The 23664-nt window shown below is 70.8% G+C and carries 28 protein-coding genes; 21 read left to right on the top strand and 7 right to left on the bottom strand.

Translation table 11 applies throughout. The annotated features are described in order from the left end of the window. Nucleotides 1–34: 34 nt before the first annotated feature. Nucleotides 35–556 carry a hypothetical protein gene (locus tag ACFSC0_RS01685; protein ID WP_377281083.1) on the bottom strand — a complete coding sequence of 174 codons (522 nt, stop codon included), beginning with the start codon at nucleotides 554–556 and terminating at the stop codon, nucleotides 35–37. A gap of 246 nt (nucleotides 557–802) precedes the next feature. Here ACFSC0_RS01685 and ACFSC0_RS01680 point away from each other — a divergent pair, with 246 nt between their 5' ends. Continuing rightward, complete coding sequence (locus ACFSC0_RS01680) at nucleotides 803–1606, top strand: alpha/beta fold hydrolase (protein ID WP_377281084.1); 804 nt, start codon at nucleotides 803–805, stop codon at nucleotides 1604–1606. Here ACFSC0_RS01680 and ACFSC0_RS01675 read toward each other — a convergent pair. Further along, nucleotides 1603–1923: a hypothetical protein gene (locus ACFSC0_RS01675; protein ID WP_377281085.1), complete on the bottom strand. Its 321-nt coding sequence runs from the start codon at nucleotides 1921–1923 to the stop codon at nucleotides 1603–1605. The two genes, ACFSC0_RS01680 and ACFSC0_RS01675, sit on opposite strands and share 4 nt — an antisense overlap. A gap of 295 nt (nucleotides 1924–2218) precedes the next feature. On the opposite strand from ACFSC0_RS01675, the gene ACFSC0_RS01670 reads away from it, so the two are divergent. The 7 genes from ACFSC0_RS01670 to ACFSC0_RS01640 all read left to right on the top strand — a co-directional run bounded on the left by ACFSC0_RS01670 (nucleotide 2219) and on the right by ACFSC0_RS01640 (nucleotide 8595). Continuing rightward, nucleotides 2219–3841 (top strand): VWA domain-containing protein, encoded by a 1623-nt coding sequence (locus tag ACFSC0_RS01670; protein ID WP_377281086.1) that lies wholly within the window; start codon nucleotides 2219–2221, stop codon nucleotides 3839–3841. 115 nt (nucleotides 3842–3956) lie between these two features. Continuing rightward, nucleotides 3957–4520, top strand: a complete 564-nt coding sequence (locus ACFSC0_RS01665) for a hypothetical protein (protein WP_377281087.1) — start codon at nucleotides 3957–3959, stop codon at nucleotides 4518–4520. 208 nt (nucleotides 4521–4728) lie between these two features. Continuing rightward, nucleotides 4729–5628: a hypothetical protein gene (locus ACFSC0_RS01660; protein WP_377281088.1), complete on the top strand. Its 900-nt coding sequence runs from the start codon at nucleotides 4729–4731 to the stop codon at nucleotides 5626–5628. Beyond that, nucleotides 5625–5771 (top strand): glycine zipper domain-containing protein, encoded by a 147-nt coding sequence (locus tag ACFSC0_RS01655; protein ID WP_377281089.1) that lies wholly within the window; start codon nucleotides 5625–5627, stop codon nucleotides 5769–5771. Before ACFSC0_RS01660 ends, ACFSC0_RS01655 begins: the two co-directional genes overlap by 4 nt. Nucleotides 5772–5854: 83 nt before the next feature. Further along, the gene (locus tag ACFSC0_RS01650) at nucleotides 5855–6028 is read left to right on the top strand and encodes a hypothetical protein (RefSeq protein WP_377281090.1); all 174 of its coding nucleotides are present in this window, start codon (nucleotides 5855–5857) and stop codon (nucleotides 6026–6028) included. 279 nt (nucleotides 6029–6307) lie between these two features. After that, nucleotides 6308–8134, top strand: a complete 1827-nt coding sequence (locus tag ACFSC0_RS01645) for a methyl-accepting chemotaxis protein (protein ID WP_377281091.1) — start codon at nucleotides 6308–6310, stop codon at nucleotides 8132–8134. Beyond that, complete coding sequence (locus ACFSC0_RS01640; RefSeq protein WP_377281092.1) at nucleotides 8134–8595, top strand: chemotaxis protein CheW; 462 nt, start codon at nucleotides 8134–8136, stop codon at nucleotides 8593–8595. Before ACFSC0_RS01645 ends, ACFSC0_RS01640 begins: the two co-directional genes overlap by 1 nt. 6 nt (nucleotides 8596–8601) lie before the next feature. Here the strand turns inward: ACFSC0_RS01640 and ACFSC0_RS01635 are convergent, their stop codons facing one another. Then, complete coding sequence (locus ACFSC0_RS01635; RefSeq protein WP_377281093.1) at nucleotides 8602–9060, bottom strand: SRPBCC domain-containing protein; 459 nt, start codon at nucleotides 9058–9060, stop codon at nucleotides 8602–8604. Next, a complete protein-coding gene (radC, locus tag ACFSC0_RS01630) occupies nucleotides 9057–9800 on the bottom strand; it encodes a RadC family protein (RefSeq protein ID WP_377281094.1) in 744 nt (247 codons plus the stop codon). Before radC ends, ACFSC0_RS01635 begins: the two co-directional genes overlap by 4 nt. Before the next feature lie 185 nt (nucleotides 9801–9985). On the opposite strand from radC, the gene ACFSC0_RS01625 reads away from it, so the two are divergent. Continuing rightward, complete coding sequence (locus ACFSC0_RS01625; RefSeq protein ID WP_377281095.1) at nucleotides 9986–10474, top strand: response regulator; 489 nt, start codon at nucleotides 9986–9988, stop codon at nucleotides 10472–10474. 47 nt (nucleotides 10475–10521) lie between these two features. Then, complete coding sequence (locus ACFSC0_RS01620) at nucleotides 10522–11565, top strand: lysozyme inhibitor LprI family protein (RefSeq protein ID WP_377281096.1); 1044 nt, start codon at nucleotides 10522–10524, stop codon at nucleotides 11563–11565. A gap of 13 nt (nucleotides 11566–11578) precedes the next feature. Here the strand turns inward: ACFSC0_RS01620 and map are convergent, their stop codons facing one another. Continuing rightward, the gene (gene map, locus ACFSC0_RS01615) at nucleotides 11579–12403 is read right to left on the bottom strand and encodes a type I methionyl aminopeptidase (protein WP_377281097.1); all 825 of its coding nucleotides are present in this window, start codon (nucleotides 12401–12403) and stop codon (nucleotides 11579–11581) included. A 4-nt stretch (nucleotides 12404–12407) separates the two neighbouring features. Then, nucleotides 12408–13133 carry a DNA/RNA nuclease SfsA gene (gene sfsA, locus ACFSC0_RS01610; protein WP_377281098.1) on the bottom strand — a complete coding sequence of 242 codons (726 nt, stop codon included), beginning with the start codon at nucleotides 13131–13133 and terminating at the stop codon, nucleotides 12408–12410. Between the two features lie 87 nt (nucleotides 13134–13220). On the opposite strand from sfsA, the gene ACFSC0_RS01605 reads away from it, so the two are divergent. The 3 genes from ACFSC0_RS01605 (at nucleotide 13221) to ACFSC0_RS01595 (ending at nucleotide 15004) form a co-directional block, all read left to right on the top strand. Then, entirely contained in the window at nucleotides 13221–13742 is a 522-nt protein-coding gene (locus ACFSC0_RS01605) for a GNAT family N-acetyltransferase (RefSeq protein ID WP_377281099.1), read from the top strand. A gap of 93 nt (nucleotides 13743–13835) precedes the next feature. Then, nucleotides 13836–14606, top strand: coding sequence for a competence/damage-inducible protein A (locus tag ACFSC0_RS01600; protein WP_377281100.1), 771 nt, complete (start codon nucleotides 13836–13838; stop codon nucleotides 14604–14606). A 98-nt stretch (nucleotides 14607–14704) separates the two neighbouring features. Further along, entirely contained in the window at nucleotides 14705–15004 is a 300-nt protein-coding gene (locus ACFSC0_RS01595) for a hypothetical protein (protein ID WP_377355042.1), read from the top strand. Between the two features lie 491 nt (nucleotides 15005–15495). Here the strand turns inward: ACFSC0_RS01595 and ACFSC0_RS01590 are convergent, their stop codons facing one another. Continuing rightward, nucleotides 15496–15765 (bottom strand): hypothetical protein, encoded by a 270-nt coding sequence (locus tag ACFSC0_RS01590; RefSeq protein ID WP_377281102.1) that lies wholly within the window; start codon nucleotides 15763–15765, stop codon nucleotides 15496–15498. A 217-nt stretch (nucleotides 15766–15982) separates the two neighbouring features. Between ACFSC0_RS01590 and ccoN the strand changes: the two genes are divergently transcribed. The 8 genes from ccoN to ccoS are packed head-to-tail and all read left to right on the top strand — an operon-like array spanning nucleotide 15983 to nucleotide 23656. Next, nucleotides 15983–17557, top strand: coding sequence for a cytochrome-c oxidase, cbb3-type subunit I (ccoN, locus tag ACFSC0_RS01585; protein ID WP_377281428.1), 1575 nt, complete (start codon nucleotides 15983–15985; stop codon nucleotides 17555–17557). A gap of 12 nt (nucleotides 17558–17569) precedes the next feature. Further along, the gene (ccoO, locus tag ACFSC0_RS01580) at nucleotides 17570–18304 is read left to right on the top strand and encodes a cytochrome-c oxidase, cbb3-type subunit II (RefSeq protein WP_377281103.1); all 735 of its coding nucleotides are present in this window, start codon (nucleotides 17570–17572) and stop codon (nucleotides 18302–18304) included. Then, entirely contained in the window at nucleotides 18301–18480 is a 180-nt protein-coding gene (locus tag ACFSC0_RS01575; RefSeq protein ID WP_377281104.1) for a cbb3-type cytochrome c oxidase subunit 3, read from the top strand. The genes ccoO and ACFSC0_RS01575 overlap by 4 nt, the downstream gene beginning before the upstream one ends. After that, nucleotides 18467–19333 (top strand): cytochrome-c oxidase, cbb3-type subunit III, encoded by an 867-nt coding sequence (gene ccoP, locus ACFSC0_RS01570; protein WP_377281105.1) that lies wholly within the window; start codon nucleotides 18467–18469, stop codon nucleotides 19331–19333. Before ACFSC0_RS01575 ends, ccoP begins: the two co-directional genes overlap by 14 nt. Nucleotides 19334–19345: 12 nt before the next feature. Continuing rightward, a complete protein-coding gene (ccoG, locus tag ACFSC0_RS01565) occupies nucleotides 19346–20851 on the top strand; it encodes a cytochrome c oxidase accessory protein CcoG (RefSeq protein WP_377281106.1) in 1506 nt (501 codons plus the stop codon). Next, the gene (locus ACFSC0_RS01560) at nucleotides 20848–21333 is read left to right on the top strand and encodes a FixH family protein (RefSeq protein WP_377281107.1); all 486 of its coding nucleotides are present in this window, start codon (nucleotides 20848–20850) and stop codon (nucleotides 21331–21333) included. Before ccoG ends, ACFSC0_RS01560 begins: the two co-directional genes overlap by 4 nt. Further along, nucleotides 21330–23504 carry a heavy metal translocating P-type ATPase gene (locus ACFSC0_RS01555; protein ID WP_377281429.1) on the top strand — a complete coding sequence of 725 codons (2175 nt, stop codon included), beginning with the start codon at nucleotides 21330–21332 and terminating at the stop codon, nucleotides 23502–23504. The genes ACFSC0_RS01560 and ACFSC0_RS01555 overlap by 4 nt, the downstream gene beginning before the upstream one ends. Then, nucleotides 23501–23656, top strand: coding sequence for a cbb3-type cytochrome oxidase assembly protein CcoS (ccoS, locus tag ACFSC0_RS01550; protein ID WP_377281108.1), 156 nt, complete (start codon nucleotides 23501–23503; stop codon nucleotides 23654–23656). The genes ACFSC0_RS01555 and ccoS overlap by 4 nt, the downstream gene beginning before the upstream one ends. The last annotated feature ends 8 nt before the right edge of the window (nucleotides 23657–23664 follow it).

Raw genomic sequence — 23664 nt, 5'->3', positions numbered from 1 at the left:
AGCAACGCGCCGCGGGGCGGGCCGTGCCCTCCCGCTAGTGGGCCGCTTCGCCGGTCTCGATGTAGCGGACGCCGGAATCCTTGCGCGAGAGCAGGGAGAAGACGCTGGCCGGAGTGGTCTTGCCGAGCTGCGGCTGGGCCGCGCGCACCATGGCCGGCAGGGTCTTGCGCAGCTTTCCGGACGCGGCCGGGCTGGTGACCTGCACCATCCAGGTCTGGCGCGCCTTGGAATCCTTGGCGTAGCGGCTGGCGTCGTAGGCGGCGAGCGCCAGGTGGTTCTCGTCCTCTTCGTCGTCGGCCTCGCCGTAGCTGACGAAGATCAGCACGTCGGCCGACTTCGGATCGTCGACGGTGACGAAGCCCGCGCCCTTCAGCGCCCGGGTGACGTGGAGGGCGACTTCCGGGAACGGCGCGCCCTCGGTGTCGCCGTCGGCCGGCAGCACGGCGTGCTTGCGCCCCAGGGCCGCGTCGGCGCCGTCGGCCCGTCCGGCCACCGTCAGGGGCACCGGCGCGTGGCTGGCGCACGCCGACAGGCCGACCAGGACGGCGGCGAACAACAAAGATCTGGACATCGGACGAAGGGCCTCCGCTCCGCCGGAATATGTCATTTCCCCGACGCAGTTGCGACCGAAGGAAGTGCGCTCAAAACGCGCACGCTGTCGTTAGCAACTCATTAAGATGAACGACTAAGCGCAGCATTCCTTCCGGGCCTCGGTTCACCTGTCCGAGTCTGCAATCTAGACTTGGCTGTTGAGGCGAAGTTCGCGCCGCTGCTCGCGCGTCCGCCAGGGGAGAAGAGGCCTATGCCGAGTGTCCGCGCGAACGGGATCGACATCTACTACGAACGAGCCGGGAGCGGGCCGCGGTTGCTGTTCATCTCCGGCACGGGCGGGGACCTGCGCAACAAGCCCAACGTCTTCGACGGGGCGCTGGGCCGCAGCTTCGAGGTGCTGGCCTACGACCAGCGCGGCCTGGGCCGGACCGAAAAGCCGGACGTCCCCTACAGCATGGCCGACTACGCCGACGACGCCGCCGCGCTGATGGACGCCGTCGGCTGGGACCGGGCGCACGTGGTGGGGGTCTCGTTCGGCGGCATGGTCGCCCAGGAGCTGGCGCTGCGCCATCCGGGCAAGGTCGAGCGGCTGGTGCTGGCCTGCACCTCGCCGGGCGGGGCGGGGGGCGCCTCCTTCCCCTTCCACGAGATCGAGCACCTGAAGGGCGAGGCGCGCGCGCGTCACCTGCTGCCGATCTCCGACACCCGCCGGGACGAGGCGTGGGCCAAGGCCCATCCCGAGCTCTACGCCCAGCTGATCGCCCAGACCGCGGCCGACCCGTTCGCGGACGAGCCCGGCCGGGCCATGGGCGCGCACCGTCAGCTCGAGGCGCGGGCCCGGCACGACACCTGGGACCGGCTGCCGGACATCGCCATCCCGACGCTGATCGCGGCCGGCCGCTACGACGGCATCGCCTTGCCGCAGACGCAGGAGAAGATGGCCGGCCGCATTCCGGGCGCGCAGCTGCGCTGGTTCGAAGGCGGCCACCTGTTCATGATCCAGGACCGCGCCGCGGCCCCGGCGATCGCCGCCTTCCTGACCGGAGACGCTTAGGCGGTCTCCAGGCTCATCGGCGGCTGGTGGATGGCGATCAGATCCTCCAGCTCCTCGCGGCGGATGGCGCTGCGCACGTTCAGGCGGACGAGGATGTCGGTGGCCCCGTGCAGCATCCGCGCACGCTCCAGCAGGTCGTGCCAGTTCATCCGGGAGAGGTTGTCGGTCTCGCCCGCGGCGACGATGGAGGGCTTGGCCCCGTCCATCCGCGCCACGACATAGTTGCCGGCGATCGGCCGCAACCGCTCCTGAGGGGTCAGCGGCGAATAGCTGTACTCGGCGCCGGACCGTCCGGCGAATACGATGCGGCGGTTCATGCCCTTCTCCCGTGCACGCCGGGGCCTCGCGACCGAGGTCGGCCCGGCCAAGGCGTCCGGGCCGCGCTTCAGCCCCCGGCGAATCGCCCCGAATTCAACCGCTTACTGCGGAACTGCGCGGAGTGAGCTTGGCAGTTGGGGCGAGTTTGCGGCCAAACGGCGCCGCTGGCGCGACACGCGTGCGGCGCGAAGTCGCGATGCGCAGTCCACCGCAACGATTAACCACGCTTGCCCACCAATCGATTCAGCATTTTCGTCCACCTCTGCCGCCCATCTGGGGTGCGGAGAAAACCGCGTGGCGGCCATCGAGACGTCCAAGACCGGGCCGCAGGGCCTGGGCGCCGGCGCGCGCTGGCTGAAGCGCGCCTGGTCGGACACCCGGGGCGGCACGGCCGTGACCTTCACCCTGATCGGCGCCCTGGTGGTCATTCCCTTCTTGCTGGTCGGCCTCGATTCGTACCTGGCGATGAACCAGACGGCGAAGCTGCAGGACGCCCTCGACGCGGCCACCCTCTACGCCGCGCGCGAGCGGACGATGGACGCCGACAAGATCGACGCCGCCGGCCAGCGCTCGCTGACCGCCAACCTGAAGCTGGTGAAGGCGACCGACACGCGACTGTTGTCGGCCAGCTTCGTGCTGAACGGCGAGACCGTGGTCGGCCAGGCCACGGCCCGGCCCGGCGGCTTCTTCAACTTCTGCCTGGACGCCTGGTGCTTCAAGCCCAAGCAGGTCGGCGCCCGCGCGGTGGTGAACCGCTCGCTCGACAAGCTCGAGATCGCCCTGGTCCTCGACAACACCGGCTCCATGCAGGGGCAGAAGCTGGCGGTGCTGAAGAAGGCCTCCAAGAACCTGATCCAGTACCTGGACGACGTGGGCAAGACGAGCCTCGCGCCCGACCCGATCCGGATCTCCCTGGTGCCGTTCTCGAACACCGTCCGGGCCGTCGACACCGTCAGCCTCAAGAAGTACGTCAGCACGACCCATCGTGGGCCGGACGTGCCGGCCTGGATCGACCCTGAGGCCAGGGCCCACCGCGCCGGCGGGACCAACAAGGACATCTTCTGGGATCCGGCCGCCGATCCGCCGCCCCACGCCAGCGTCGATCGGCTGAAGATCATGAAGACCCTGGACGAGTCCTGGGACGGCTGCATCGAGGCGCGGCGCCAGCCCTTCGACATCCAGGAGACGGTGGACGCCAACAGCCCGTACACGCCCTACTTCTGGCCGGACCAGCCGCTCCACGGCAAGAACGACTACATCAACGATCCGCTCGAGCCCACGCTCACAAGCTCCAGGCAGAAGGTGCGTCGGCTCGGGAAGTACCAGGCCGCCTATCTGAGGAACAACGAGGCCGCCTTCACCCTCGGCCCGGGCTACGGCGACCCGATGAAGCACGGGCCCAACGCCGGCTGCGAGCACGAGCCGGTCGCCCGCCTGACGGCCGACGCCAAGGCGCTCAAGAAGGCCGTGGACGGCATGCGGGCCATGGGCGAGACCAACATCCCCCTGGGGCTGGTCTGGGGCTGGCACGCGCTCTCGCCCGAGGGCCCCTACGGCGACGGCCTGCCCTACGCCACGCCGCACCTGCGCAAGATCGTCGTGCTGATGACCGACGGCAACAACACCTTCGACGGCGCGTGGTACGGCGGCCTCGGCTACCCGTGGCAGGACATCTTGCCGAGCGGCGACGCCACGAGCCTCATGAACGCCCGCCTCGCGGCGCTCTGCACGGCCATGAAGGCCAAGGGGATCGTCCTCTACACGGTGCGCCTGGAGGTGAAGTCCGGCAGCAGCGCCACGCTCAGGAACTGCGCCACCAAGGCGGACATGTTCTACGACGTGCAGGACGCGAAACAGCTCGACGCCGCCTTCCGCGACATCGGCGCCTCCATCGCCGCGATGCGCCTCACCCAGTAGGCGAGCGGCGGCGGCGCGATTCGCCCGTTCGGCGAACTGCGGCGCCGCCGGAAACCAGAGTTCTCCAGCCGACGTTGAGCTTGGCGTTGCAATCGCCAAACGGGCAGGAGACCCCATGCGCAGATCGTTCGCCCCGCTCATCGCGGCCGCTCTGGCCGTTCCGCTCATCGCCTGCCAGTCGGAAGGTCAGAACGGTTCGCCCACCGCCTCCAGCGGAACGTCGGGCTCGGCGTCCGCCAGCGGGACCTCCGGCGGCGCCAGCACCGGAACCTCGACCAACGCCTCCACCGGCGGGACCGGGGGGGTGCAGGTGCCGACCCTGGTGAACGTGAACCTCGAGAATGTGCTGAACGACCTGTCGGTCCAGCTGATGATCGACCGCGCCAACGTGCCCATCAACATCCAGCTGCCGATCAACCTGGCGGCCAACGTCTGCGGCGTGTCGGTCAACGTGCTCGCCGTCTCCACCGGCGGCCAGGCCCAGTGCGAGGCCAAGAGCGCGCCTCAGGAGCTGGCCCAGGTGGTCCAGCAGCAGATGGCCGCCGGCGGCTCGGTGGGCGGCGGCGCCCAGGGCGGCTCGACGGCGGCGACCGGGACGGCCGCCCCGGCCTCGGGCACGGCCTCGGGCGGAGCGTCCGGCAGTCCGACCACGTCCAACACGACCAACAACAGCAACTAGCGGGGCCCCCGCCGGGCCTTCCCCGTCTCGTCATGGCCGGCTTCATGCCGGCCACCCATCCTGACGGGCTCGCGCCCGCAGCAACGGGATGGGTCGCCGGGACAGGCCCGGCGATGACGAGCAGTGCGGGCGAGTTTGCCACTTGCCGCACAATCGCCGCCGGGGGGTGGGACCTGAGCCGCAGGTGAAGCGTCTTTCGGAGGTCGCTATGCGGCGCGTGGTCCTGGCCCTGGCAGTTCTCGGTCTGGCGGCATGTGAGCGTGGCGAGGCGCCGGCGCCCGAGGCGCAGCGGCCCGCCGCGACAGCGCCGCCCGCGCCGGCTGCGGCTGCGCCCGGGGGCCTTGCGCCCGAAGAGCTGTTCTTCGTCGGCCGCTGGGCGGCGGACGCCAAGATGTGCGGCGATCCCTGGATCATCACCGCCCAGGAGCTGAACACCCCCGGCCACGTGGTCTGCAAGTTCGAGCAGGTGAGCCGCACGGCCCAGGGCCTCGAGGCCGCGTCGACCTGCACCGCCGAGGGGCCGCCCGAGCCGCGGCGGCTGCGGTTCGCCTACGCCCAGTCGGCCCGCGCCCTGATGATCGAGGGCGGCCCGTTCAACGACATCGGCCTCGTGCGCTGCGCGGGCGGCGCCTACCCGGCGGCGAACCCGCCCGATCCGGGCGAGTCCGGCGGCCTGCCGGACGATCGTACGCCGATCTCGGAGGCCCCGTTCGCCCCCAACAGCCCGCAGGGCGCCGCCAGCACGCTGGAGCGCTACTTCGGCGAGATCGCCGAACGGGACTACGACGCCGCCTGGAGGCTCTGGGGCGAGGCCCCGGGGCGGCCGGCCGACGCCGAAGCCCTGGCCCGCAGCCTGGACGCCTACGACAGCTACAACGCCCTGATCGGCGCGCCCGGTCCGGCCGAGGGCGCGGCCGGATCGCTCTACGTTCGCGTGCCGGTGCAGGTCTACGGGCGGCTGAAGGACGGCCGCGAGGTCCACCGGCTCGGGTCGGCGACCCTGCGGCGGGTCAACGACGTGCCCGGATCGACCCCCGAGCAGCGGTCCTGGCGCATCCACGAGCTCGCCTTGCAGGCCTCCGCGCCTGGCGGGGCGGGGCGGCAATGAAGCTGGCCCTGTGGATCGCCATCGGCGTCGCCGTGGGCGCGGCCCTCGGTGCGGCGCTCGACAACATCGGGATCGGCGTGGCCATCGGCATCGCGGCGAGCGTCGCGGTCGGCGGGCTGCTCGGCCGGCGGGGCGGCGGATGAACGCCGGCTGAATCGCGCCCTTCGGCGAGCGTTCAGGGCCGATGGCGTTGAATGGCCCCGGACTTCGCTAGAGGGGATCTGCGATGGACGCCGTCATCGACACCCAGGCCGCCGAGCCGCCCGCGACCCGGTCCGCCGAGATCATCTGCCTGGACGACTACCGCCGCGCCCGCGGGCTCCCGCCGGCGCGGCTCCCCGACGAGGACGCTGACCCGTTCCCCTGGGCCTACACGTTCGGCCCGCGGGGCCGGGGCTAGGCGCCGCAACGCCGAACCGGTCGGGGGGTGCGTCGCGCGGCCGCAGCGGCGGACCTGTGCCGGAAAGACATTCTAAATACCTGAAATCCGACAACCGCGCCGCGGACGGGACCCCGTTCGCCTTTCTTCTTTGTTGCGCGAATGTTGGGGCGACGCCTCTGCGTTCTTTGGGGGCAATGGGTGCGGTTCTCTAATCTCTCTATTTCCAGGAAGCTCGTCGCCGCGTTCGGGGTTCTTCTGACGATCAGTGTTTCGTCTTCGGCATTCAGCGTCATCAAGATGCGCGAAGTCGCCGAGGCCACCAAGTGGAACAATCACACCCACGAGGTGCTCGCCGCCGCAGCGTCCGTCGGCGCCTCGATGGTCGATCAGGAGACCGGCGTCCGCGGCTACCTGATCGCCGGGGATCAGCGTTTCCTCGCCCCGTACGAGGCCGGCCGGAAGGCCTATGCCGAGGCCGTGAGCGAACTGAAGACGCTCACCGCCGACAATCCCGAACAGCAGGCGCGCATCGCCAGCCTCGCCGCGGCGGCGAACCGCTGGACCACGGAGATCGCCGAAGTCGAAATCCAGGGCATGCGCGATCCGGCCACCGTCGAGCAGGCCCGGCAGATGGAGGCCTCCAGCGCCGGCAAGGTGCACATGGACGGCATCCGCGCCACGCTCGCGGAGATCCGCAGCGTGGAGGAGCGTCTGCTGGCGGAGCGCTCGCAGGCGCAGGCGGACGATCAGGCGCAGGCCGAGATCACCCTCATGCTCGGGGGGCTCGCCGGCGTTCTCAGCGCCATCGCGATGGCCATTCTCCTGACGCGTGCGATCGCGGGCCCGATCAACGGGCTCAATCGCGCCATGCAGCGCCTGGCCGAAGGCGATCTCAGCGCCGACGCCCCGGGCGCCGAACGCGCCGACGAGATCGGCGCGATGGCGCGAACCGTCCAGACCTTCAAGGACGCCGCCATCGAGAAGCTGCGGCTCGAAGGCATGACCGTCGAACAGGCGAAGGCGGCCGAGGACGAACGCAAGCGCCAGGAAGCCGCCAAGGCCGAGGCCGCGGCCCAGCTGGCGCTGGTGGTCGAACAACTCGCCGACGGGCTTGCGAAGCTCTCGGCCGGCGAGCTCGTCTTCCGCATCCGTCAGCCCTTTGCGGGCGAGTACGAGAAGCTGCGGGGCGACTTCAACGCCGCCATGGAACGGCTTCAGGAAACGATGAAGACCGTCGCCGTCAACGTCGGCGGAATGCGGGCGGGCGCCGGTGAGATCAGCCAGGCCGCGGACGACCTCTCCAAGCGCACCGAGCAGCAGGCGGCCAGCCTGGAGGAGACCGCCGCGGCGCTGGACCAGATTACCGCCACGGTCCGCAAGACCGCCGAGGGCGCCAACCACGCCCGCGACGTCGTCACCGCCGCCAAGGCGGACGCCGAGCGCTCGGGCGAGGTCGTCCGGCAGGCGGTGACCGCCATGGGGGAGATCGAACGCTCCTCCAATCAGATCGGCCAGATCATCGGGGTGATCGACGAGATCGCCTTCCAGACCAACCTGCTGGCGCTCAACGCCGGCGTGGAAGCCGCCCGCGCCGGCGAGGCGGGCCGCGGCTTCGCCGTCGTGGCCTCGGAAGTGCGAGCGCTCGCCCAGCGTTCTGCGGACGCGGCCAAGGAGATCAAGGCGCTCATCTCCACCTCCAGCCAGCAGGTCGGACAGGGCGTGGTCCTCGTCGGCGGGACCGGCGAGGCGCTGACGCGCATCGTCGCCCAGGTCGCCGACATCGCCACCGTGGTGACCGAGATCTCGGTGTCGGCCCAGGAGCAGGCGACCGGCCTGAACCAGGTGAACACGGCCGTGAATCAGATGGACCAGGTCACCCAGCAGAACGCGGCCATGGTGGAGCAGTCCACCGCCGCCAGCCACCGCCTCGCCAAGGAGGCCGAGGAACTGGCCGGCCTGATGCGCCGCTTCGAGGTCGGCGAGGCCGGGCGCGCCCCGCAGGTCCGCCGGGAGGCGCCGCGGTCGGCCGGGTCGCTGAAGACCATCTCCACCCACTCATCCGGCGGAGGCGCCCTGCGCAAGCCGGAGCCCGAGGTCGACGAAGACGGCTGGGAGTCCTTCTGATGCGGCCGCGCGAGGACAGGCACGCGTTCCCGGCGGAACTCGTCTCCATCCGGGTCGGCGGACAGATGTTCGCGCTGGACATCATGACGGTGCGGGAGATCCGCGGCTGGACCAGCTCCACCCCGCTGCCGCACGCGCCCGCCTACGTGCTGGGAATGATCAATCTGCGCGGGGCCGTGCTGCCGGTGCTCGACCTGTCCGGCCGGCTCGGGCTGGCGCCGCGCACGCCCGACGCATCGTCGGTGATCATCGTGGCCGAGCTCGGAGGGCGGGCGGTCGGCCTGGTGGTCGACGCCGTCTGCGACATCATCACCATCACGCCGGACCAGGTGCAGCCGGCGCCGGCCCTGTCCAACAGCATGGAGGTGGACTTCGTGCGCGGCGTCATCACCCTCGGCGATGAGATCGTCACCTTGCTCGACCTGGACATGGCCCTGCCGGAGACGGCGCAGGCCGCCTGAGCCCGCTCAGAGGCTCGCCGCGAACGCCGCCAGGATCAGCGGCCAGCCCTGCGGGCCCTCCATGGCCTCGTGGAAGCTTGCCCAGCCCTCGCCGTGGCGGTTCATCTGGCGGTGGTGGAGCTCGATCCGGGTTCCCGACGCGAGCGGCGTGAAGGCGATGTCGACCTCGCTCATCCGCTCCGGGATCTCGGGCGTGCGGTCGAGGGCGACGCCCCAGCCCAGCACCAGCCGTCGGCCTGGCTCGGCCACCCGCACCGGCCCCCAGGGCAGGCGCTGGCCGGTCCGGTCCAGCTCGAACCATTCTCCGCCCGCGTGCGGCTCGATCCGCCCGTCGGCGAACCCCGCCTCTCCGGCGAAGGTGTAGGCGGGCGGCCACCAGCGTCCGAGCTCCAGGAAGGCCCGGAACGCCGCCTCCGGCGGGACCGGGACCTCCACCTCGGCGCGGACCTCGGCCTCGCGGGTCACAGGAGCCCCAGGGCCTTGAAGCTGGCGACCCCGCCGGCGCCCACCACCAGGTGGTCGTGGATGACGATGCGAAGGCTGCGGCCGGCCTCGACGATCTGGCGGGTCATGTCCACGTCCGCGGAAGAGGGCGAAGGATCGCCCGAAGGATGGTTGTGGACGAGAATGAGGGCGCTGGCCGAGAGTTCCAGCGCCCGGCGCATCACCTCGCGCGGATAGACCGGCGCGTGGTCCACAGTGCCCCGGTTCATGACTTCGTCGGCGATCAGCTGGTTCTTCTTGTCGAGGAACAGCACCCGGAACTGTTCGCGCGGCTCGTGCGCCAGGGCGGTGCGGACGTAGGCCAGCAGCGCCGACCAGGAGGAGATCACCGGCCGCTTGCGCGCCGCCTCGCGGGCGATGCGCAGGCTCGCCTCCTGCACCAGCGTCAGGTCCAGCGCGACGGCCTCGCCGACGCCCGGCACGGTCCGGAGCGCCTCGGGCGAGGCGGCGAACACCGCGGCCAGGCTGCCGAACCTGGCCAGCAGCGCCTTGGCCAGGGGCTTGACGTCGCCCCGCGGGATGGAGCGGAACAGGATCAGCTCCAGGAGTTCGTAGTCGGGCAGGGGATCGAGCCCCGCCCTTGCCCGCTCGCGCAGCCGCTCACGATGGCCCAGGTGGTGCGGCCTGGGCGCGCTCTCGCGTTGCGCCCACAGGTCGGCCTGGGCGACGTCCTGCACTTCGCGGGCGGGCGCGCGGGTCATGGCGACCAATGTTCCGCAAATGTTCCACCCGCGCAAGCGCCAACCGCCGCATTGGGCGATTCCCCTGCGGCGCTGCGTCGCGAAGGTAAACGCCGGCTAACCATACGGCTTCAGCAGAAGATCAAGGTTCCGCGGTTAACCTCAACGTGGGCCGACGAATTCGGCCTGCCGAGGAGTTCGGTGCCTTGTCGAGTTTCGCCAAGCGTTTTTCGCCCATCGAAGAGCCCGCCGCCTGCGACGGCGAGGGCCTGGAGCCGCGCCGGCAGCTGCGGGTGCTGCACGTCGACGACGAGGCGATGAACCTGGTCGTGGTCAAGGAGATCATGTCCGCCTTCGGTCACGGCGCCGACCAGGCCTGGAGCGGGGCCGAGGCGCTCGAGCGGCTGGCCAGGCGGCGCTACGACGTCGTGCTGATGGACATCCACATGCCGCAGATGAGCGGCATCGAGACGGTGGCCCGCCTGCGCGCCCTCGAAGGGCCCAACCAGGAGACGCCGGTGATCGCCCTGACCGCCGACGCGGTCACCCGCAGCCTGCCCGACTACCTCTCGCTTGGCTTCGCCGACTTCGTGACCAAGCCCATCCTGGTCTCGCGCCTTATGGCCGCCGTGAACCGCGCTGTGATGCTGGATGCGGCCCGCCTGTTCCAGGGCGGCGTGGCGGTGGGGTTCTAGGGCGCACGGCCCGCTGCTAGCCTTCCGCCGAACACCTGGGGCGGAACATGACGAAAAGGACCATCGTCGCAGGCTTCGTCGGCCTCGCCGCCGCCGCGCTCGCGCTCGCGGCCGCCGGCGCCGACTGGAGCGACGACGCCGAGTGGGCCGACAGCTACCCCGAATCCCGGGCGATCTGCCGCGATGTGAGGGATCGCACGGTCCCGGCCGCCGACCGGCCGACCGCCGCCGAGGCCGCCCAGCTGAAGGGCTGCGACTCCGAGGCGCTCTACTACGGCATAGGCCGCCCGGCCGATCCGGTCGCGGCGCGGAAGTGCGCTATTCTGGAGTTGGAGGGGACGGCCGCCTCGGACGCCGGCTACTTCGCCGGCCGCACCATCCTGGCCACCGTCTACGCCAACGGTGTCGGCGCGGGGCGCGACACCCGGTTGGCGATACGCCTGGCCTGCCAGGACGAGGACAGCGCTCCCGCCGAGGTCGACGGACGAGTGCGCGACCTGGCAGGCTCGTCGCCCCCTGAGAGCTTCCACTGGTGCGACCACGTCACCAGCGGACGGATGATGGGGGTGTGCGCCGCCCACTTCGCACGCATCGACGGGGCGAAGCGCGAGGCCGAGATCGCCACGCTGACCGCCGCCTGGAGCCCGCCCGAGCGCAAAGCGTTCGCCGCCCTTCGCACGGCCGCGGACGCCTTCATCGCCGCCCGCGCAGAGAATGAGGTGGACATGTCCGGCACAATGCGTGCGGCCCTCTCGCTGGGCGAGGAGGAGCGGCAGCGCGACGCGTTCAAGGCGCTGCTGACGGAGCTCGAGGCCGGAAAGGCGCCGAGCGGCGGCCTCGCGCCCGCAGACGCCGAGCTCAACCGGGTCTATCGGCAGGTGATGAACGCCGGCGAGGACACCCGCCTCGACTGGGGAACCGTGGCGCCGGACGACATCCGCGCCACGCAACGCATCTGGCTGAGGTACCGCGACGCCTGGCTCGCCTTCGCCAAGGTGAAGTATCCGCAGGTTTCCCCCGACGCGCTCGCCGCGCGGCTGACCCAGGAGCGGACGGCGATGCTGAGGGGATTTCTGGAGGAGGCGTCCTGAGAGGGCCCCCGCCCTAGGCGCTCACCACCGGCGGCTTGAAGATCCCTGCCGGCGAGCCCGTGAAGATCTCGATCCCGTCCTCGGTGATCCCGATCGAGTGCTCGCACTGGGCCGAGAGCGACTTGTCCCGCGTCACCGCCGTCCAGCCGTCGGCGAGCAGCTTCACCGGGTGCTTGCCGAGGTTCACCATCGGCTCGATGGTGAAGAACATGCCCGGCCTCAGCAGCTCGCCCGTGCCGGGCTGGCCGAAGTGCAGGATGTTGGGGGCATCGTGGAACACCTTGCCCAGGCCGTGGCCGCAGAAGTCGCGCACCACCGAGCAGCGCATGGATTCCACATAGCTCTGGATCGCATGGCCGATGTCGCCGGTCCGCGCGCCGGGCTTGGCCGCCGCCAGGCCGCGGTCCAGCGCCTCGTAGGTCACGTCGATCAGCCGCTTGGCGCGCGGGGAGACCGCGCCGACGCCGTACATCCGCGAGGTGTCGCCGTGCCAGCCGTCGACGATGACGGTGACGTCGATGTTGACGATGTCGCCTTCGCGCAGGGCCCGGTCGGAGGGGATGCCGTGGCAGACCACGTGGTTCGGCGAGATGCAGACCGTGTGGCCGTAGCCGCGGTAGAACAGACAGGCGGGCAGGGCGCCCTGGTCCAGCACGAACTCGCGCGCCAGCCGGTCGAGCTCGGCGGTGACCGCGCCGGGCTTCACATGCGGGGTCAGCATGTCCAGGCACTCGGCGGCGATCCGCCCGGCCCTGCGCATGCCTTCGAAGGCCTCGGGCCCGTGGATCTTGGGCTGGCCGGTGCGGCTCTCGACCTCGAGGACGCCGGTGTCGTTCATAGGGTTACTCCGCGGCCGCGAGGGCCGGCGCGTCCACCCAGGGGCGGCGCCGCGCGATCTTGATGGCTTCCGGGCCTATGTCGCAATCGTAGCACAGAACCTCAACCCCCGCCCGGGCCGCCGCGGTCAGCCCCGCGGCATATTTCGGGTCGAGGTCGGAGCAGGCGGCGAAGGCGTCGCAGTCCGTCCTCTGGATGACGAACAGCATCACCGCCCGGTTCCCTCTGGCGACCTCGGCCTCCAGCTCCTGCAGATGCTTCAGCGAGCGGGCCGCCACGCAGTCAGGGAACTCGGCCAGCGTGCCCGAGCGGCGCAGGTGGACGTTCTTCACCTCGAGATAGCAGGGCGGGGCGTTGTCGCTTTCCAGCAGGAAGTCGACCCGGCTGGCCGACCCGTACTTCACCTCCCGCCGGATCCGCTCGTAGCCCGCCACCTCGGCGATCGCCCCCTCCGCCAGCGCCTCGGCCACCAGCCGGTTGGGGTGCATGGTGTTGATCCCGACGATCCCGCCGTCGACCTCCACCAGCTCCAGGGTGTGCGCCAGCTTGCGCTTGGGATCGTCCGAGCGCGACAGCCACACCGGCAGCCCGGGCATGTTCAGCCCCAGCATCGCGCCGGGGTTGGGGCAGTGGGCGGTGATCGCCGTTCCGTCCTCCAGCACCACGTCGGCGAAGAAGCGCTTGTAGCGCTGGACGAGGCGGCCGCGGACGAGGGGGGAGGGGAAGTGCATGGAGGTGTTCCTACACGGAATCGTGCCGCTAAGATCATTCGGCAAGTCGCCCAAGGGCGCGACGCTTCGAACGAGGATCGAGTTCGCATGGTCGGCGGATTGGACGTGACCGCGGCCAGCCTCGCATCGCAGCAGTTGGGCGATCCCGACATCGACGAGTTGCTTGCGTTCATGAGCACGTGCTCGGGGTTCTTCGAGCTTGTGAAGGGATATCCGCCGGAACGCGAGGACGCGGCGCAACTGATCCAGGATCGGCCCGAGGGGCTCTCGGCGGCGCGCAAGCTCCTCATCGGACTGCGGCGCGACGGGGGCCTGGTCGGCGTGCTGGAGGTGCTGCAGGGCTATCCCGATCCCAAGACCTGGTATCTCGGCCTTCTCCTGCTCGACCCGAAACTCCGGGGCGGCGGCCTAGGCGCGGCTGTCTACGCGGCCATGCGGCGGTGGGCCGCCGCCCACGGGGCGCGCCGCATCCAGCTGGTCGTGCAGGAGCAGAACCCGTCCGCGCTCGCCTTCTGGCGCGCGATGGGCTTTCGCGAGATCGGCCGAGCCGAGCAGACGCTGAGGACCGGCTCCAACCGCGTGCTGCGAATGGCTCACGACTTCGGCTGACCTGCGCGGCCGCGGACGAGCGGTTGCGGAAACTCCACGGGCGGGGGTAGTCCGAAAGGCAAGGGTCATCCGATTAAGGCGAGGGACGCGGCGATGGGGAGTCCGGGCGGGGGCGGGGCGAGCGCGGCGGTGCTGATCATCGGGGACGAGATCCTCTCCGGCCGCACCCAGGACACCAACCTGCGCGACATCGCCAGATTCCTCGGGGCGCACGGCGTCGACCTGCTGGAGGCCCGCACCGTCCCCGACGTGCTGGAGGAGATCGTGGCGGCGCTGAACGCCCTGCGGGATCGCTACGACTACGTCATCACCACCGGCGGCATCGGCCCGACCCACGACGACATCACCGCCGACGCGGTGGCCGCCGCCTTCGGGGTGGAGCTCTACGAGCACCCGGAGATCATCGGCATGATGGAGGCCCGCTGGGGGCCGGACAACCTGACGGCGGCGCGCCGGCGCATGGCCCGGGTGCCGGTCGGCGGCGAGCTGGTGAAGAACCCGGTCCAGGGCCCGCCCGGCTTCACCATCGGCAACGTCTTCGTCCTGGCCGGCGTGCCGCAGATCATGCGCGGCATGCTGGAAGACGTCGGGCCGCGGCTGAAGGGCGGGGCGGTGGTGGTCTCGCGCACCGTGCGCGTGGAAGGCCAGGGCGAGGGGGTGATCGCCGAGCCGCTGGAGCGGGTGGCCAAGGCCCACCCGGCGATGAGCCTGGGCAGCTACCCCTTCTATGGACCGGAGGGCTTCGGGTCGAACCTGGTGCTGCGGGGGCGCGATCCGGACGAGGTCGGACGGGCCGTTTCCGAGCTGATCGAGGCGCTGCAGGGGGCCGGCGTCGAGAGGCTCGCGGAGGTCGCGACCGCCTGAGCGAAGAGTCGCCTGGCCGACCCGTCGGGAACGTCATTTGCAAGCGGGCCGTTCTGGTAGCTGCACAGAGGAGAGTTTTCCCCATGGCTACCGAACGAGTGACTGATCGTACCGACGGCCTGACCAGCGAGCGCACCGTCGAGCGCAACGAGGGCGGCGGCACGACCTATGTCGAGCGCGGCGGCTCGGGCGTCGGCGGCGTGATCATCGGCATCGCCGTCCTGGCCCTCGTCGCCATCATCGCCTTCTTCCTGCTGAACATGAACCGTCAGGAAGCGGCGGAGACTCAGGCGATCAGCGGCGCGGCCTCCAGCGTGGCCGAAAGCGTCGGCGGCGCGGCCGAGAGCGTCGGCAGTGCGGCCGAGAACGCCGCCCAGTCGGTGAACCCGAACCAGTAGCAACCATGATCGGCGGCCCCGGGGGCGGGGGGCCGCGCGATCCCTCCGCCTCGAAGCTGCGGCGCGGGAGGCCGCGCGCCGGCGAACGCCCAGGCGCGCCTTGCGCGAACCGGCCAATCCGTATGGACGGACCTTGTTCCCCTGTGGCAAGCCGGGACCGTCACGCGGGCGTGGCGGAATTGGTAGACGCAACGGACTTGGGCTTCGGGCCTTGAGTGCGCTGGGGGAAACCCCGGACGTAGAACCGCTCAAACTCGGGGAACCCTGTCAGATGGGAATCCCGAGCCAAGCCTGGGGAGACCGCTCCTCAGGAAGGTGTAGAGACTAGACGGGCGGCGCCTACAGCCTTCGGGCCAGGGCGAAGGGATAGTCCAGACCACGAACGCCGATCGGCGGCGGCGAAAGCCGAAGTGGTACGAAAATCCGTAGGGCCGTAAGGCTCGTGCCGGTTCGACCCCGGCCGCCCGTACCACCACCGCAATGGCCGGACCTCAGTCGGCCGTGGTCCAGCGCCGCCGGACCCGCGCCGGCTGCTCCGCCCGCGAGTCACGGCGGCCATGAATCAGCGCCGCCGCGCCGGTGAGGCCAAGGGCCACCGCCGCAACGCACCATCCGCAATGCTCGCGCGGCGCAACGCCGCAGAAGGCGTCGGCCAGGTGCAGGCCGCGGGCGTGCAGCCAGGCCATCTCCGCCGAGAGCGCGGCGCCCGAGAAGGAGAGGGTGGCGAGCAGGGTCTGCAGCCGCACGGGACGGTCGCGCATCGGGTTGGCCTCCGGAAACGACAGCCATGTGGCCGCGGCCGCAGCGGACCTGCCTTGACGCAGATCAAGGCCCATCGCGACGCGATCGGCCACTCACGGCGTCACCGTTCAATCCAGCTGTGGCGCTATGACCTTGATCGCAGTCAAAGAGGATGGCGCGCCCCTCGGCGCCCTCCTGCTCTACGCCCTGACCGCCCTGGGCACGCTCGGCGCGCTGATGGCCACCGCCTTCAGCGACGACCGCCTGTTCCGGTTGCACGGGTGGGTGTTCGTCGTCGCCGGCCTGATCGCCTCGTCGGTGATGACCGTCGGGCTCAACTCCGGCCGGTTCCGCATCGATCCCTCGCGGTACGAGGACGGCGTGATCCGCGCCGGGGTCATCGCCACCATGTTCTGGGCCGTTGTGGGCCTGAGCGTGGGCGTGTTCGCCGCCGCCCAGCTGTCCTGGCCGGAGTTGCTCTACTTCCCCGAGCACGGCTGGCTGAACTTCGGACGGGTGCGGCCGCTGCACACCTCGGCGGTGATCTTCGCCTTCGGCGGCAACGCCCTGATCGCCACCAGCTTCTACGTGGTCCAGCGCACCAGCAAGGCCCGGCTGGCGGGCGGCGTCGCGCCCTGGTTCGTGTTCTGGGGCTATCAGCTGTTCATCGTCCTGGCGGCCACCGGCTACCTGGCCGGCATTACCCAGTCGCGCGAGTACGCCGAGCCGGAGTGGTACGTGGACCTGTGGCTGACCATCGTCTGGGTCGCCTACCTGCTGGTCTTCCTGGGCACGCTCTGGAAGCGCAAGGAACCCCACATCTACGTGGCCAACTGGTTCTACCTGGCGTTCATCGTCACCGTCGCGCTGCTGCACATCGTCAACAACGCCGCGATGCCGGTGGGTCTGCTGGAGTCCAAGAGCTACTCGGCCTACGCCGGGGTGCAGGATGCGCTGATCCAGTGGTGGTACGGCCACAACGCGGTGGCGTTCTTCCTGACCGTGCCGTTCCTGGCGATGATGTACTACTTCGTGCCCAAGCGCGCGGAGCGGCCGGTCTATTCCTACCGGCTCAGCATCGTCCACTTCTGGTCGCTGATCTTCATCTACATCTGGGCGGGCCCGCACCACCTGCACTTCACGGCGCTGCCGCAGTGGGCCCAGACGCTCGGCATGACCTTCTCGATCATGCTGTGGATGCCCTCGTGGGGCGGCATGATCAACGGGTTCATGACGCTGCAGGGCGCGTGGGACAAGATCCGCACCGACCCGGTGATCCGCATGATGGTCGTGGCCATGGCCTTCTACGGCATGGCGACGTTCGAAGGCCCGCTGATGAGCGTGCGGGCGGTCAACTCGCTCTCCCACTACACCGACTGGACGGTCGGCCACGTGCACTCGGGCGCGCTGGGCTGGAACGGCTTCATCACCTTCGCCTGCGTCTACTGCATGGTCCCCTGGCTCTGGAAGAAGGAGCGGATGTGGTCCACGGCCCTCATCGAGTGGCACTTCTGGATCGCGACCACCGGCATCCTCCTCTACATCTCCTCGATGTGGGTCTCCGGGATCATGGAAGGCCTGATGTGGCGTGAGTACACGCCCCAGGGCTACCTCGCGAACGCCTTCGTCGAGACCGTCGCGGCCAAGCACATCCCCAACATCATCCGCACCCTGGGAGGCGTCATGTTCCTCTCCGGCGCGCTGATCATGGTCTACAACGTGTGGCGTACGATCCGCATGCCGAGCCCGGCCGCCGAGCCGGCCGCCCAGGCCCAGGGTCCCGCCGCCCCCGCGCTCGTCGCGGCCGAGTAAGGGACCTCCCCCATGTGGAAGCATCACGCCAAGTTCGAGCGCAACTCCATCGTGCTCGCCATCGGGATCCTGATCGCCGTCTCCATCGGCGGCCTGATCGAGATCGCCCCGCTGTTCTGGCTGGAGAGCACGATCGAGAAGGTGAAGGGCGTTCGCCCCTACACCCCGCTCGAGCTGGCCGGCCGGGACATCTACATCCGCGAGGGCTGCTACACCTGCCACTCGCAGATGATCCGCCCGCTGCGCGACGAGGTGGAGCGCTACGGCCACTACAGCCTGGCGGCCGAGAGCATGTACGACCACCCGTTCCAGTGGGGCTCCAAGCGCACCGGGCCGGACCTGGCCCGCGTCGGCGGCAAGTATTCGGACAGCTGGCACAAGGACCACCTGATCGACCCGCGCGCGCTGGTGCCGGAGTCGGTGATGCCGCCCTACGCCTTCCTGGCCGACAAGGATCTCGAGTACCGCGACATCGTGGCCAAGCTGACCGCCCAGCAGCGGGTCGGGGTGCCCTACACCGCGGCGATGCTGGAGAACGCCAGGGCCGACCTGGAGACCCAGGCCGATCCTTTCGCCAGCCCCAGGGACCTGAAGGCCCGCTACGGCGACAAAGTGATCCAGCGCGACTTCGACGGCGACCCGAACCGGGTCACCGAAATGGACGCCCTGATCGCCTACCTGCAGATGCTCGGCACGCTGGTCGACTTCAAGACCTACAAGGCCCGGGACGCGGAGAACCTGCGGTGAGCGGCCTCTCCTACGAAACCGTCGCCCAGTTCGCCCAGCAGGGCGGGACGCTCTACTTCGCCGCCGTCTTCCTGGCGGGCGTCGCCTACGCCTTCTGGCCCAGAAAACGCGAAGAATTCCAACGGGCTGCGCGCGCGCCCCTCGAAAAGGACGATGACGACAATGTCGCAGCGTGAGAGCGACGAGGTCACCGGCGTCGAGACCACCGGACACGAGTGGGACGGCATCAAGGAACTCAACAACCCGCTGCCCAGGTGGTGGCTGTGGGTGCTGTGGCTCACCGTCGCCTGGGCCGTCGTCTACTGGGTGCTGATGCCGGCCTGGCCCGGCATCAGCGGCCACACCACCGGCGTGCTCGGCCAGTCCGACCGCGCCGACGTCGCGCGCCAGCTGGCGGCGCTGGAAGAGGTGCGCGGCGAGGGCGCGGTGAGGCTGAAGACCGCCAGCCTGCAGCAGATCGAGCAGGATCCCGAGCTGCAGGCCTACGCCCTGGCCGTCGGCCAGTCGGTGTTCGGCGACAACTGCGCCACCTGCCACGGCGTCGGCGGCACCGGCGCCAAGGGGTATCCCAACCTGCGCGACGACGTGTGGCTGTGGGGCGGGAGCCTGGAAGACATCCACCACACCATCCGCGCCGGCGTGCGCACGGACCAGCCGGACGCGCGCACTTCGCAGATGCCCGCCTTCGGCCGCGACCAGCTGCTGAGCGCGGCGCAGATCGCGGACCTGACGGAGTATGTGGTGGCGCTGTCCGGCCGCAAGGCGGACGCCGCCGCCGCCGGCCGCGCCGCGCCGGTCTTCGCCGAGCAGTGCGCCGCCTGCCACGGCCCGGCCGGCAAGGGCGATGTGTCCAAGGGCGCGCCCGACCTGACCGACGGCGAGTGGCTCTATGGCGACGAGCGCGACGACATCCGCGGCCAGATCGCCAACGGCCGCAACGGCGTCATGCCGACCTGGGAAGCCCGGTTCGACCCGGAGACGCTCAAGGCGCTCGCCGTCTACATCCACGCCAACGCCGGGGGGCAGTAGCCGGCGCCCGTCATGACCGTCGTCATCGACACAGTCTCGCGTAAGACAGGCGAAGCGCCGGCCAGGCGCCCGGTCTCGGCCGCCCAGAAGGCGCGGGACAAGGGCGACCCCGGCGGCGGCCTCTACAAGAAGCGCACCCCGATCTATCCCAAGCTGGTCCACGGCCGGTGGCGGGCGATCAAGTGGGCGCTGCTGATCGCCACGCTGGGGATCTACTACGTCACCCCGTGGATCCGGTGGGAGCGCCCCGGGGACCTGCCGGACCAGGCCGTGCTGGTCGATTTCACCGGCGAGCGCTTCTACTTCTTCTTCATCCAGCTGTGGCCGCAGGAGGTCTATTTCATCACCGGCCTGCTGGTGATGGCGGCGCTGGCGCTGTTCCTGTCCAACGCCCTGTTCGGGCGGCTGTGGTGCGGCTACGCCTGCCCGCAGACGGTCTGGACCGACCTCTACCTCTATGTGGAGCGGCTGTTCGAGGGCGACCGCAACGCCCGCATGCGGCTCGACGCGGCGCCGATGAGCTTGAACAAGCTCTGGCGCAAGAGCGGCAAGCACGCCGTCTGGCTGGCCGTGGCCTTCGCCACCGGCGGCGCCTGGATCTTCTACTTCCACGACGCGCCCACGCTGATCCGGGAGTTCTGGGTCGGGAAGGCGCCGATGACGGCCTACGTCTCCTGCGCGGTCCTGACCTTCACGACCTACGTGCTGGCCGGCCACATGCGCGAGCAGGTCTGCCACTTCATGTGCCCCTGGCCGCGCATCCAGGGCGCGATGCTCGACGACCACTCTTTGCAGGTCACCTACCGCTTCGACCGCGGCGAGCCGCGCGGGGCGCACAAGAAGGGCCAGACCTGGGAGGGCCGCGGCGACTGCGTGGACTGCAACCAGTGCGTCGTGGTCTGTCCGATGGGCATCGACATCCGCAACGGCCCGCAGTTCGAGTGCATCAACTGCGGCCTGTGCATCGACGCCTGCGACGAGATCATGGGCAAGCTCGGCCGTCCGAAGGGCCTGATCGCCTATGACACCGACGCGGCCGTCGCCGCCCGCAGCCGCGGCGAGGCGGCCGTCTACAAGCTGATCCGTCCGCGCACCCTCTACTACGCGGTGGCGCTCCTGCTGGTCTCGGCGGCGATGGCCTGGGGCTTCACCGAGAGGACCAGTCTCGACCTGCACGTGCTGCGCGACCGCAACCCCACCTTCGTGCGCCTGAAGGACGGCTCTGTCCGCGACGGCTACACCCTGAAGATCGCCAATCGCAGCTTCCAGCCGCAGGACGTGGAGATCCGCTTCGAGGGCGTGGCCGGCGCCAGGCTCAAGACGCCCGGCCAGGACGCCGCCGAAGGTCCGCTCACCGCCCGCGTCGAGCCCAACCAGACGCGCGCCGTGCGGCTGTTCGTGATCGCGCCCAAGGAGGCGCTGACCGCCGCCAACATGCCGGCCCGCTTCACCGTCCGCACCGCCCAGGCGACCGCGCAGGCCGAGACCGCCTTCCTCTCCGGAGCCGCCAACCCATGAGCCGCACCGCTTCCAATGCCCCGTTCGTCATCAAGGGCTGGCACGTCCTGGCCGGCGTGGTCGGCTTCTTCGCCGCAATCATCGCCATCGACGCCGTGTTCGTCGTGCAGGCGCTGAAGACCTATCCGGGTGAGGTGTCCGTCACCCCGTACGAGGACGGGCTGGCCTTCAACCGGCGCATCGCCCAGCTGGAAGCCCAGCAGCAGCTCGGCTGGACCGCGGGCGTGGCGGCCGAGCCCGGGGCCGTGCTGGTTCGGTTGCGCGACCGCGAGGGCGCTCCGCTGACCGGCCTGAGCCTCGCCGGCAAGCTGCAGCGGCCGGCGACCGAGAGCGGCGCCCGCGCGCTGGCCTTCACCGAGCGCGCGCCGGGCGACTACGAAGCGTCGGCGGCCGGAGCCGCCGGGGCCTGGGACCTGACGGTGGCCGCCCAGGACGGGCAGGGCGCCCGCTTCGAAGCCGAACGGAGGGTCTCATGGCCCTGACCTACGACCTCGCGCCGGGCGCGGACTTCTCCGCCTTCCTGCGCAAGACCCCCCGCGGCCAGGCCAGCCTCGAGCTGCTGGTCAAGGGCGCCCGCTGCGCCGCCTGCCTCGCCAAGATCGAGACGGCGGTGGCCGGCCTGCCGAACGTCGCCTCGGCGCGGCTGAACCTGACCAGCGGCAAGCTGACGGTGACCTACGAGGGCGCCGGCGATCCGGCCGCGGTGGTGCGGGCCCTGGACGGCCTGGGCTATCCGGCGACCCCGTACGATCCCGGCCAGGCGCAGCTGGCCCACGACGCCGAGGGTCGGCGGCTGACCCTGGCGCTCGCCGTCGCCGGGTTCGGCGCGATGAACGCGATGATGTTCTCGGTGCCGATCTGGGCCGGACTGTTCGGACAGGAGCTGGGGCCTGCGGCCCGCACGATGATGATGTGGGCGTCGGCCATCGTTGGTGCGCCGTGCGCGCTCTACGCCGGCCTGCCGTTCTTCGAGTCCGCCTGGCGCTCGCTGCGGCGGGGGCGGGCCAACATGGACGTGCCGATCTCCATCGGCGTGCTGCTGACGCTGGCCATCAGCTTCGTCGAGACGGTGCTGCGCGGCCGCGACGCCTATTTCGACGCCGCCGTCTCGCTGCTCTTCCTGCTGCTCATCGGCCGCTGGCTGGACCATCGGCTGAGGGCCCGCGCCAAGAGCGCGGCGGCCGACCTCTTGGCCATGCAGGCCCCCGTCGCGGCGGTGCTCGGGGCGGACGGGGTGGAGCGGCGCACGCCGCTGAGCGAGGTGGCGGTCGGCGACCTGCTGATCGTCCGGCCCGGCGAGCGCACGCCGGTGGACGCCGAGGTGATCGAGGGCGCCTCGACCCTCGACAACGCGCTGCTGACCGGCGAGACGCGGCCGGTGGAGACAGGGCCGGGCGCGGTTTGCCGGGCCGGCGCTCTCAACCTGACCGCCCCCATGAAGCTGCGCGCGCTGGCCAGGTCCGAGGACTCGGCCGTGGCGGCGATCGCCCGGCTGGTGGAGGCCGGGGCGCAGACCAAGTCGCTCTACGTCCGCCTCGCGGACAAGGCGGCGGCGGTCTACGTGCCGGTGGTGCACACCCTGGCGGCGGCCACCTTCGCGGGCGGCTGGGCGCTGGGCCTGGGGCCGCGCGAGGCGCTGCTGCGGGCTGTGGCGGTGCTGATCATCACCTGTCCCTGCGCGCTGGGGCTGGCGGTGCCGGCGGTGCAGATCACCGCCTCGGGGCGGCTGTTCCGCAGGGGCGTGCTGGTCAAGTCCGGCGCGGCCCTGGAGCGGCTGGCCGAGATCGACCACGTGGTCCTCGACAAGACCGGCGTGCTCACCGAGGGCCGGCCGCGGCTGCTGGACGCGCCGGCCGCCCTCGTCGCCCAGGCCGCGCCGCTGGCCCGGGCCTCGGCCCACCCGCTGGCCCGGTCGCTGGCGGCGCAGGCCGGGCCCGGCCCGATGGCCGACGGCGTCGTCGAGCACGCGGGGCAGGGGATCGAGGGGCTGATCGGCGGCCGGCGCGCCCGCCTCGGCCGCGCCGCCTTCGTCGGCGTCCAAGGCGGCGGCGCCAGCGAGACGGAGCTGTGGTTCGGCTTCGAGGACGACCTCAAGGTGCGGTTCCGCTTCTCCGACCAGCTGCGGCCTGACGCCGCCGAGGCCGTGGCCGCCCTGAAGCGGCGGGGCCTGAGCGTCGAGATCCTCTCCGGCGACCTGGCCGCGCCCGTGGCGCGCGCGGCGGAGGAGGCCGGCGTCGGCGCCTGGCGGGCGGGCCTCACGCCGCAGGAGAAGGCCAGCGCGGTCGACGCCCTGGCCGCGGGGGGGCGCAAGGTGCTGATGGTCGGCGACGGGCTCAACGATGCGGCTGCGCTGGCCAAGGCGCATGCGGCCATGGCCCCCGGCTCGGCCCTGGAGGCCAGCCAGAACGCCGCCGACCTGGTGTTTTCTGCGGAGGGGCTTGGGGCGATCGTCGAGGCGATCGACGTGGCCCGCTCGGCCCGCGGCCGGGCGCTGGAGAACTTCGGCTTCTCGGCGCTCTACAACCTCGTGGCGGCGCCGGCGGCGATGCTGGGCTTCGTCAACCCCCTGGTCGCGGCCCTGGCCATGTCCGGCTCCTCGCTGGTCGTCACCCTCAACGCCCTGCGCCTGGCGCGGGCCGGGAGGTCCGCATGAACATCTTCTTCCTGCTCGCGCCGTTCTCGCTGGCCCTGGGCCTGGCAGGCCTCGGGGCCTTCTGGTGGACGCTGCGCAGCGGCCAGTACGAGGACCCGGCCGGCGACGCGGCGCGGATCCTCATCGAGGACGGGGACGATCGGCCCGCTTGAGGCGCGCG

This window comes from Phenylobacterium terrae (assembly GCF_042681205.1).
Lineage (GTDB): Bacteria > Pseudomonadota > Alphaproteobacteria > Caulobacterales > Caulobacteraceae > Phenylobacterium > Phenylobacterium terrae.
The sequence above is the reverse complement of the archived record's forward strand: the minus strand, read 5'-3'. Positions and strand labels throughout refer to the sequence as shown.

Coding starts and splice junctions, on each gene's coding strand:
- ACFSC0_RS01680 (WP_377281084.1), top strand. CDS start 803: ATGCCGAGTGTCCGCGCGAACGGGATCGACATCTACTACGAACGAGCC.
- ACFSC0_RS01675 (WP_377281085.1), bottom strand. CDS start 1,923: ATGAACCGCCGCATCGTATTCGCCGGACGGTCCGGCGCCGAGTACAGC.
- ACFSC0_RS01665 (WP_377281087.1), top strand. CDS start 3,957: ATGCGCAGATCGTTCGCCCCGCTCATCGCGGCCGCTCTGGCCGTTCCG.
- ACFSC0_RS01660 (WP_377281088.1), top strand. CDS start 4,729: ATGCGGCGCGTGGTCCTGGCCCTGGCAGTTCTCGGTCTGGCGGCATGT.
- ACFSC0_RS01655 (WP_377281089.1), top strand. CDS start 5,625: ATGAAGCTGGCCCTGTGGATCGCCATCGGCGTCGCCGTGGGCGCGGCC.
- ACFSC0_RS01650 (WP_377281090.1), top strand. CDS start 5,855: ATGGACGCCGTCATCGACACCCAGGCCGCCGAGCCGCCCGCGACCCGG.
- ACFSC0_RS01645 (WP_377281091.1), top strand. CDS start 6,308: ATGCGCGAAGTCGCCGAGGCCACCAAGTGGAACAATCACACCCACGAG.
- ACFSC0_RS01640 (WP_377281092.1), top strand. CDS start 8,134: ATGCGGCCGCGCGAGGACAGGCACGCGTTCCCGGCGGAACTCGTCTCC.
- radC (WP_377281094.1), bottom strand. CDS start 9,800: ATGACCCGCGCGCCCGCCCGCGAAGTGCAGGACGTCGCCCAGGCCGAC.
- ACFSC0_RS01620 (WP_377281096.1), top strand. CDS start 10,522: ATGACGAAAAGGACCATCGTCGCAGGCTTCGTCGGCCTCGCCGCCGCC.
- map (WP_377281097.1), bottom strand. CDS start 12,403: ATGAACGACACCGGCGTCCTCGAGGTCGAGAGCCGCACCGGCCAGCCC.
- sfsA (WP_377281098.1), bottom strand. CDS start 13,133: ATGCACTTCCCCTCCCCCCTCGTCCGCGGCCGCCTCGTCCAGCGCTAC.
- ACFSC0_RS01605 (WP_377281099.1), top strand. CDS start 13,221: ATGGTCGGCGGATTGGACGTGACCGCGGCCAGCCTCGCATCGCAGCAG.
- ACFSC0_RS01600 (WP_377281100.1), top strand. CDS start 13,836: ATGGGGAGTCCGGGCGGGGGCGGGGCGAGCGCGGCGGTGCTGATCATC.
- ACFSC0_RS01590 (WP_377281102.1), bottom strand. CDS start 15,765: ATGCGCGACCGTCCCGTGCGGCTGCAGACCCTGCTCGCCACCCTCTCC.
- ccoN (WP_377281428.1), top strand. CDS start 15,983: ATGGCCACCGCCTTCAGCGACGACCGCCTGTTCCGGTTGCACGGGTGG.
- ccoO (WP_377281103.1), top strand. CDS start 17,570: ATGTGGAAGCATCACGCCAAGTTCGAGCGCAACTCCATCGTGCTCGCC.
- ccoP (WP_377281105.1), top strand. CDS start 18,467: ATGTCGCAGCGTGAGAGCGACGAGGTCACCGGCGTCGAGACCACCGGA.
- ccoG (WP_377281106.1), top strand. CDS start 19,346: ATGACCGTCGTCATCGACACAGTCTCGCGTAAGACAGGCGAAGCGCCG.
- ACFSC0_RS01560 (WP_377281107.1), top strand. CDS start 20,848: ATGAGCCGCACCGCTTCCAATGCCCCGTTCGTCATCAAGGGCTGGCAC.
- ccoS (WP_377281108.1), top strand. CDS start 23,501: ATGAACATCTTCTTCCTGCTCGCGCCGTTCTCGCTGGCCCTGGGCCTG.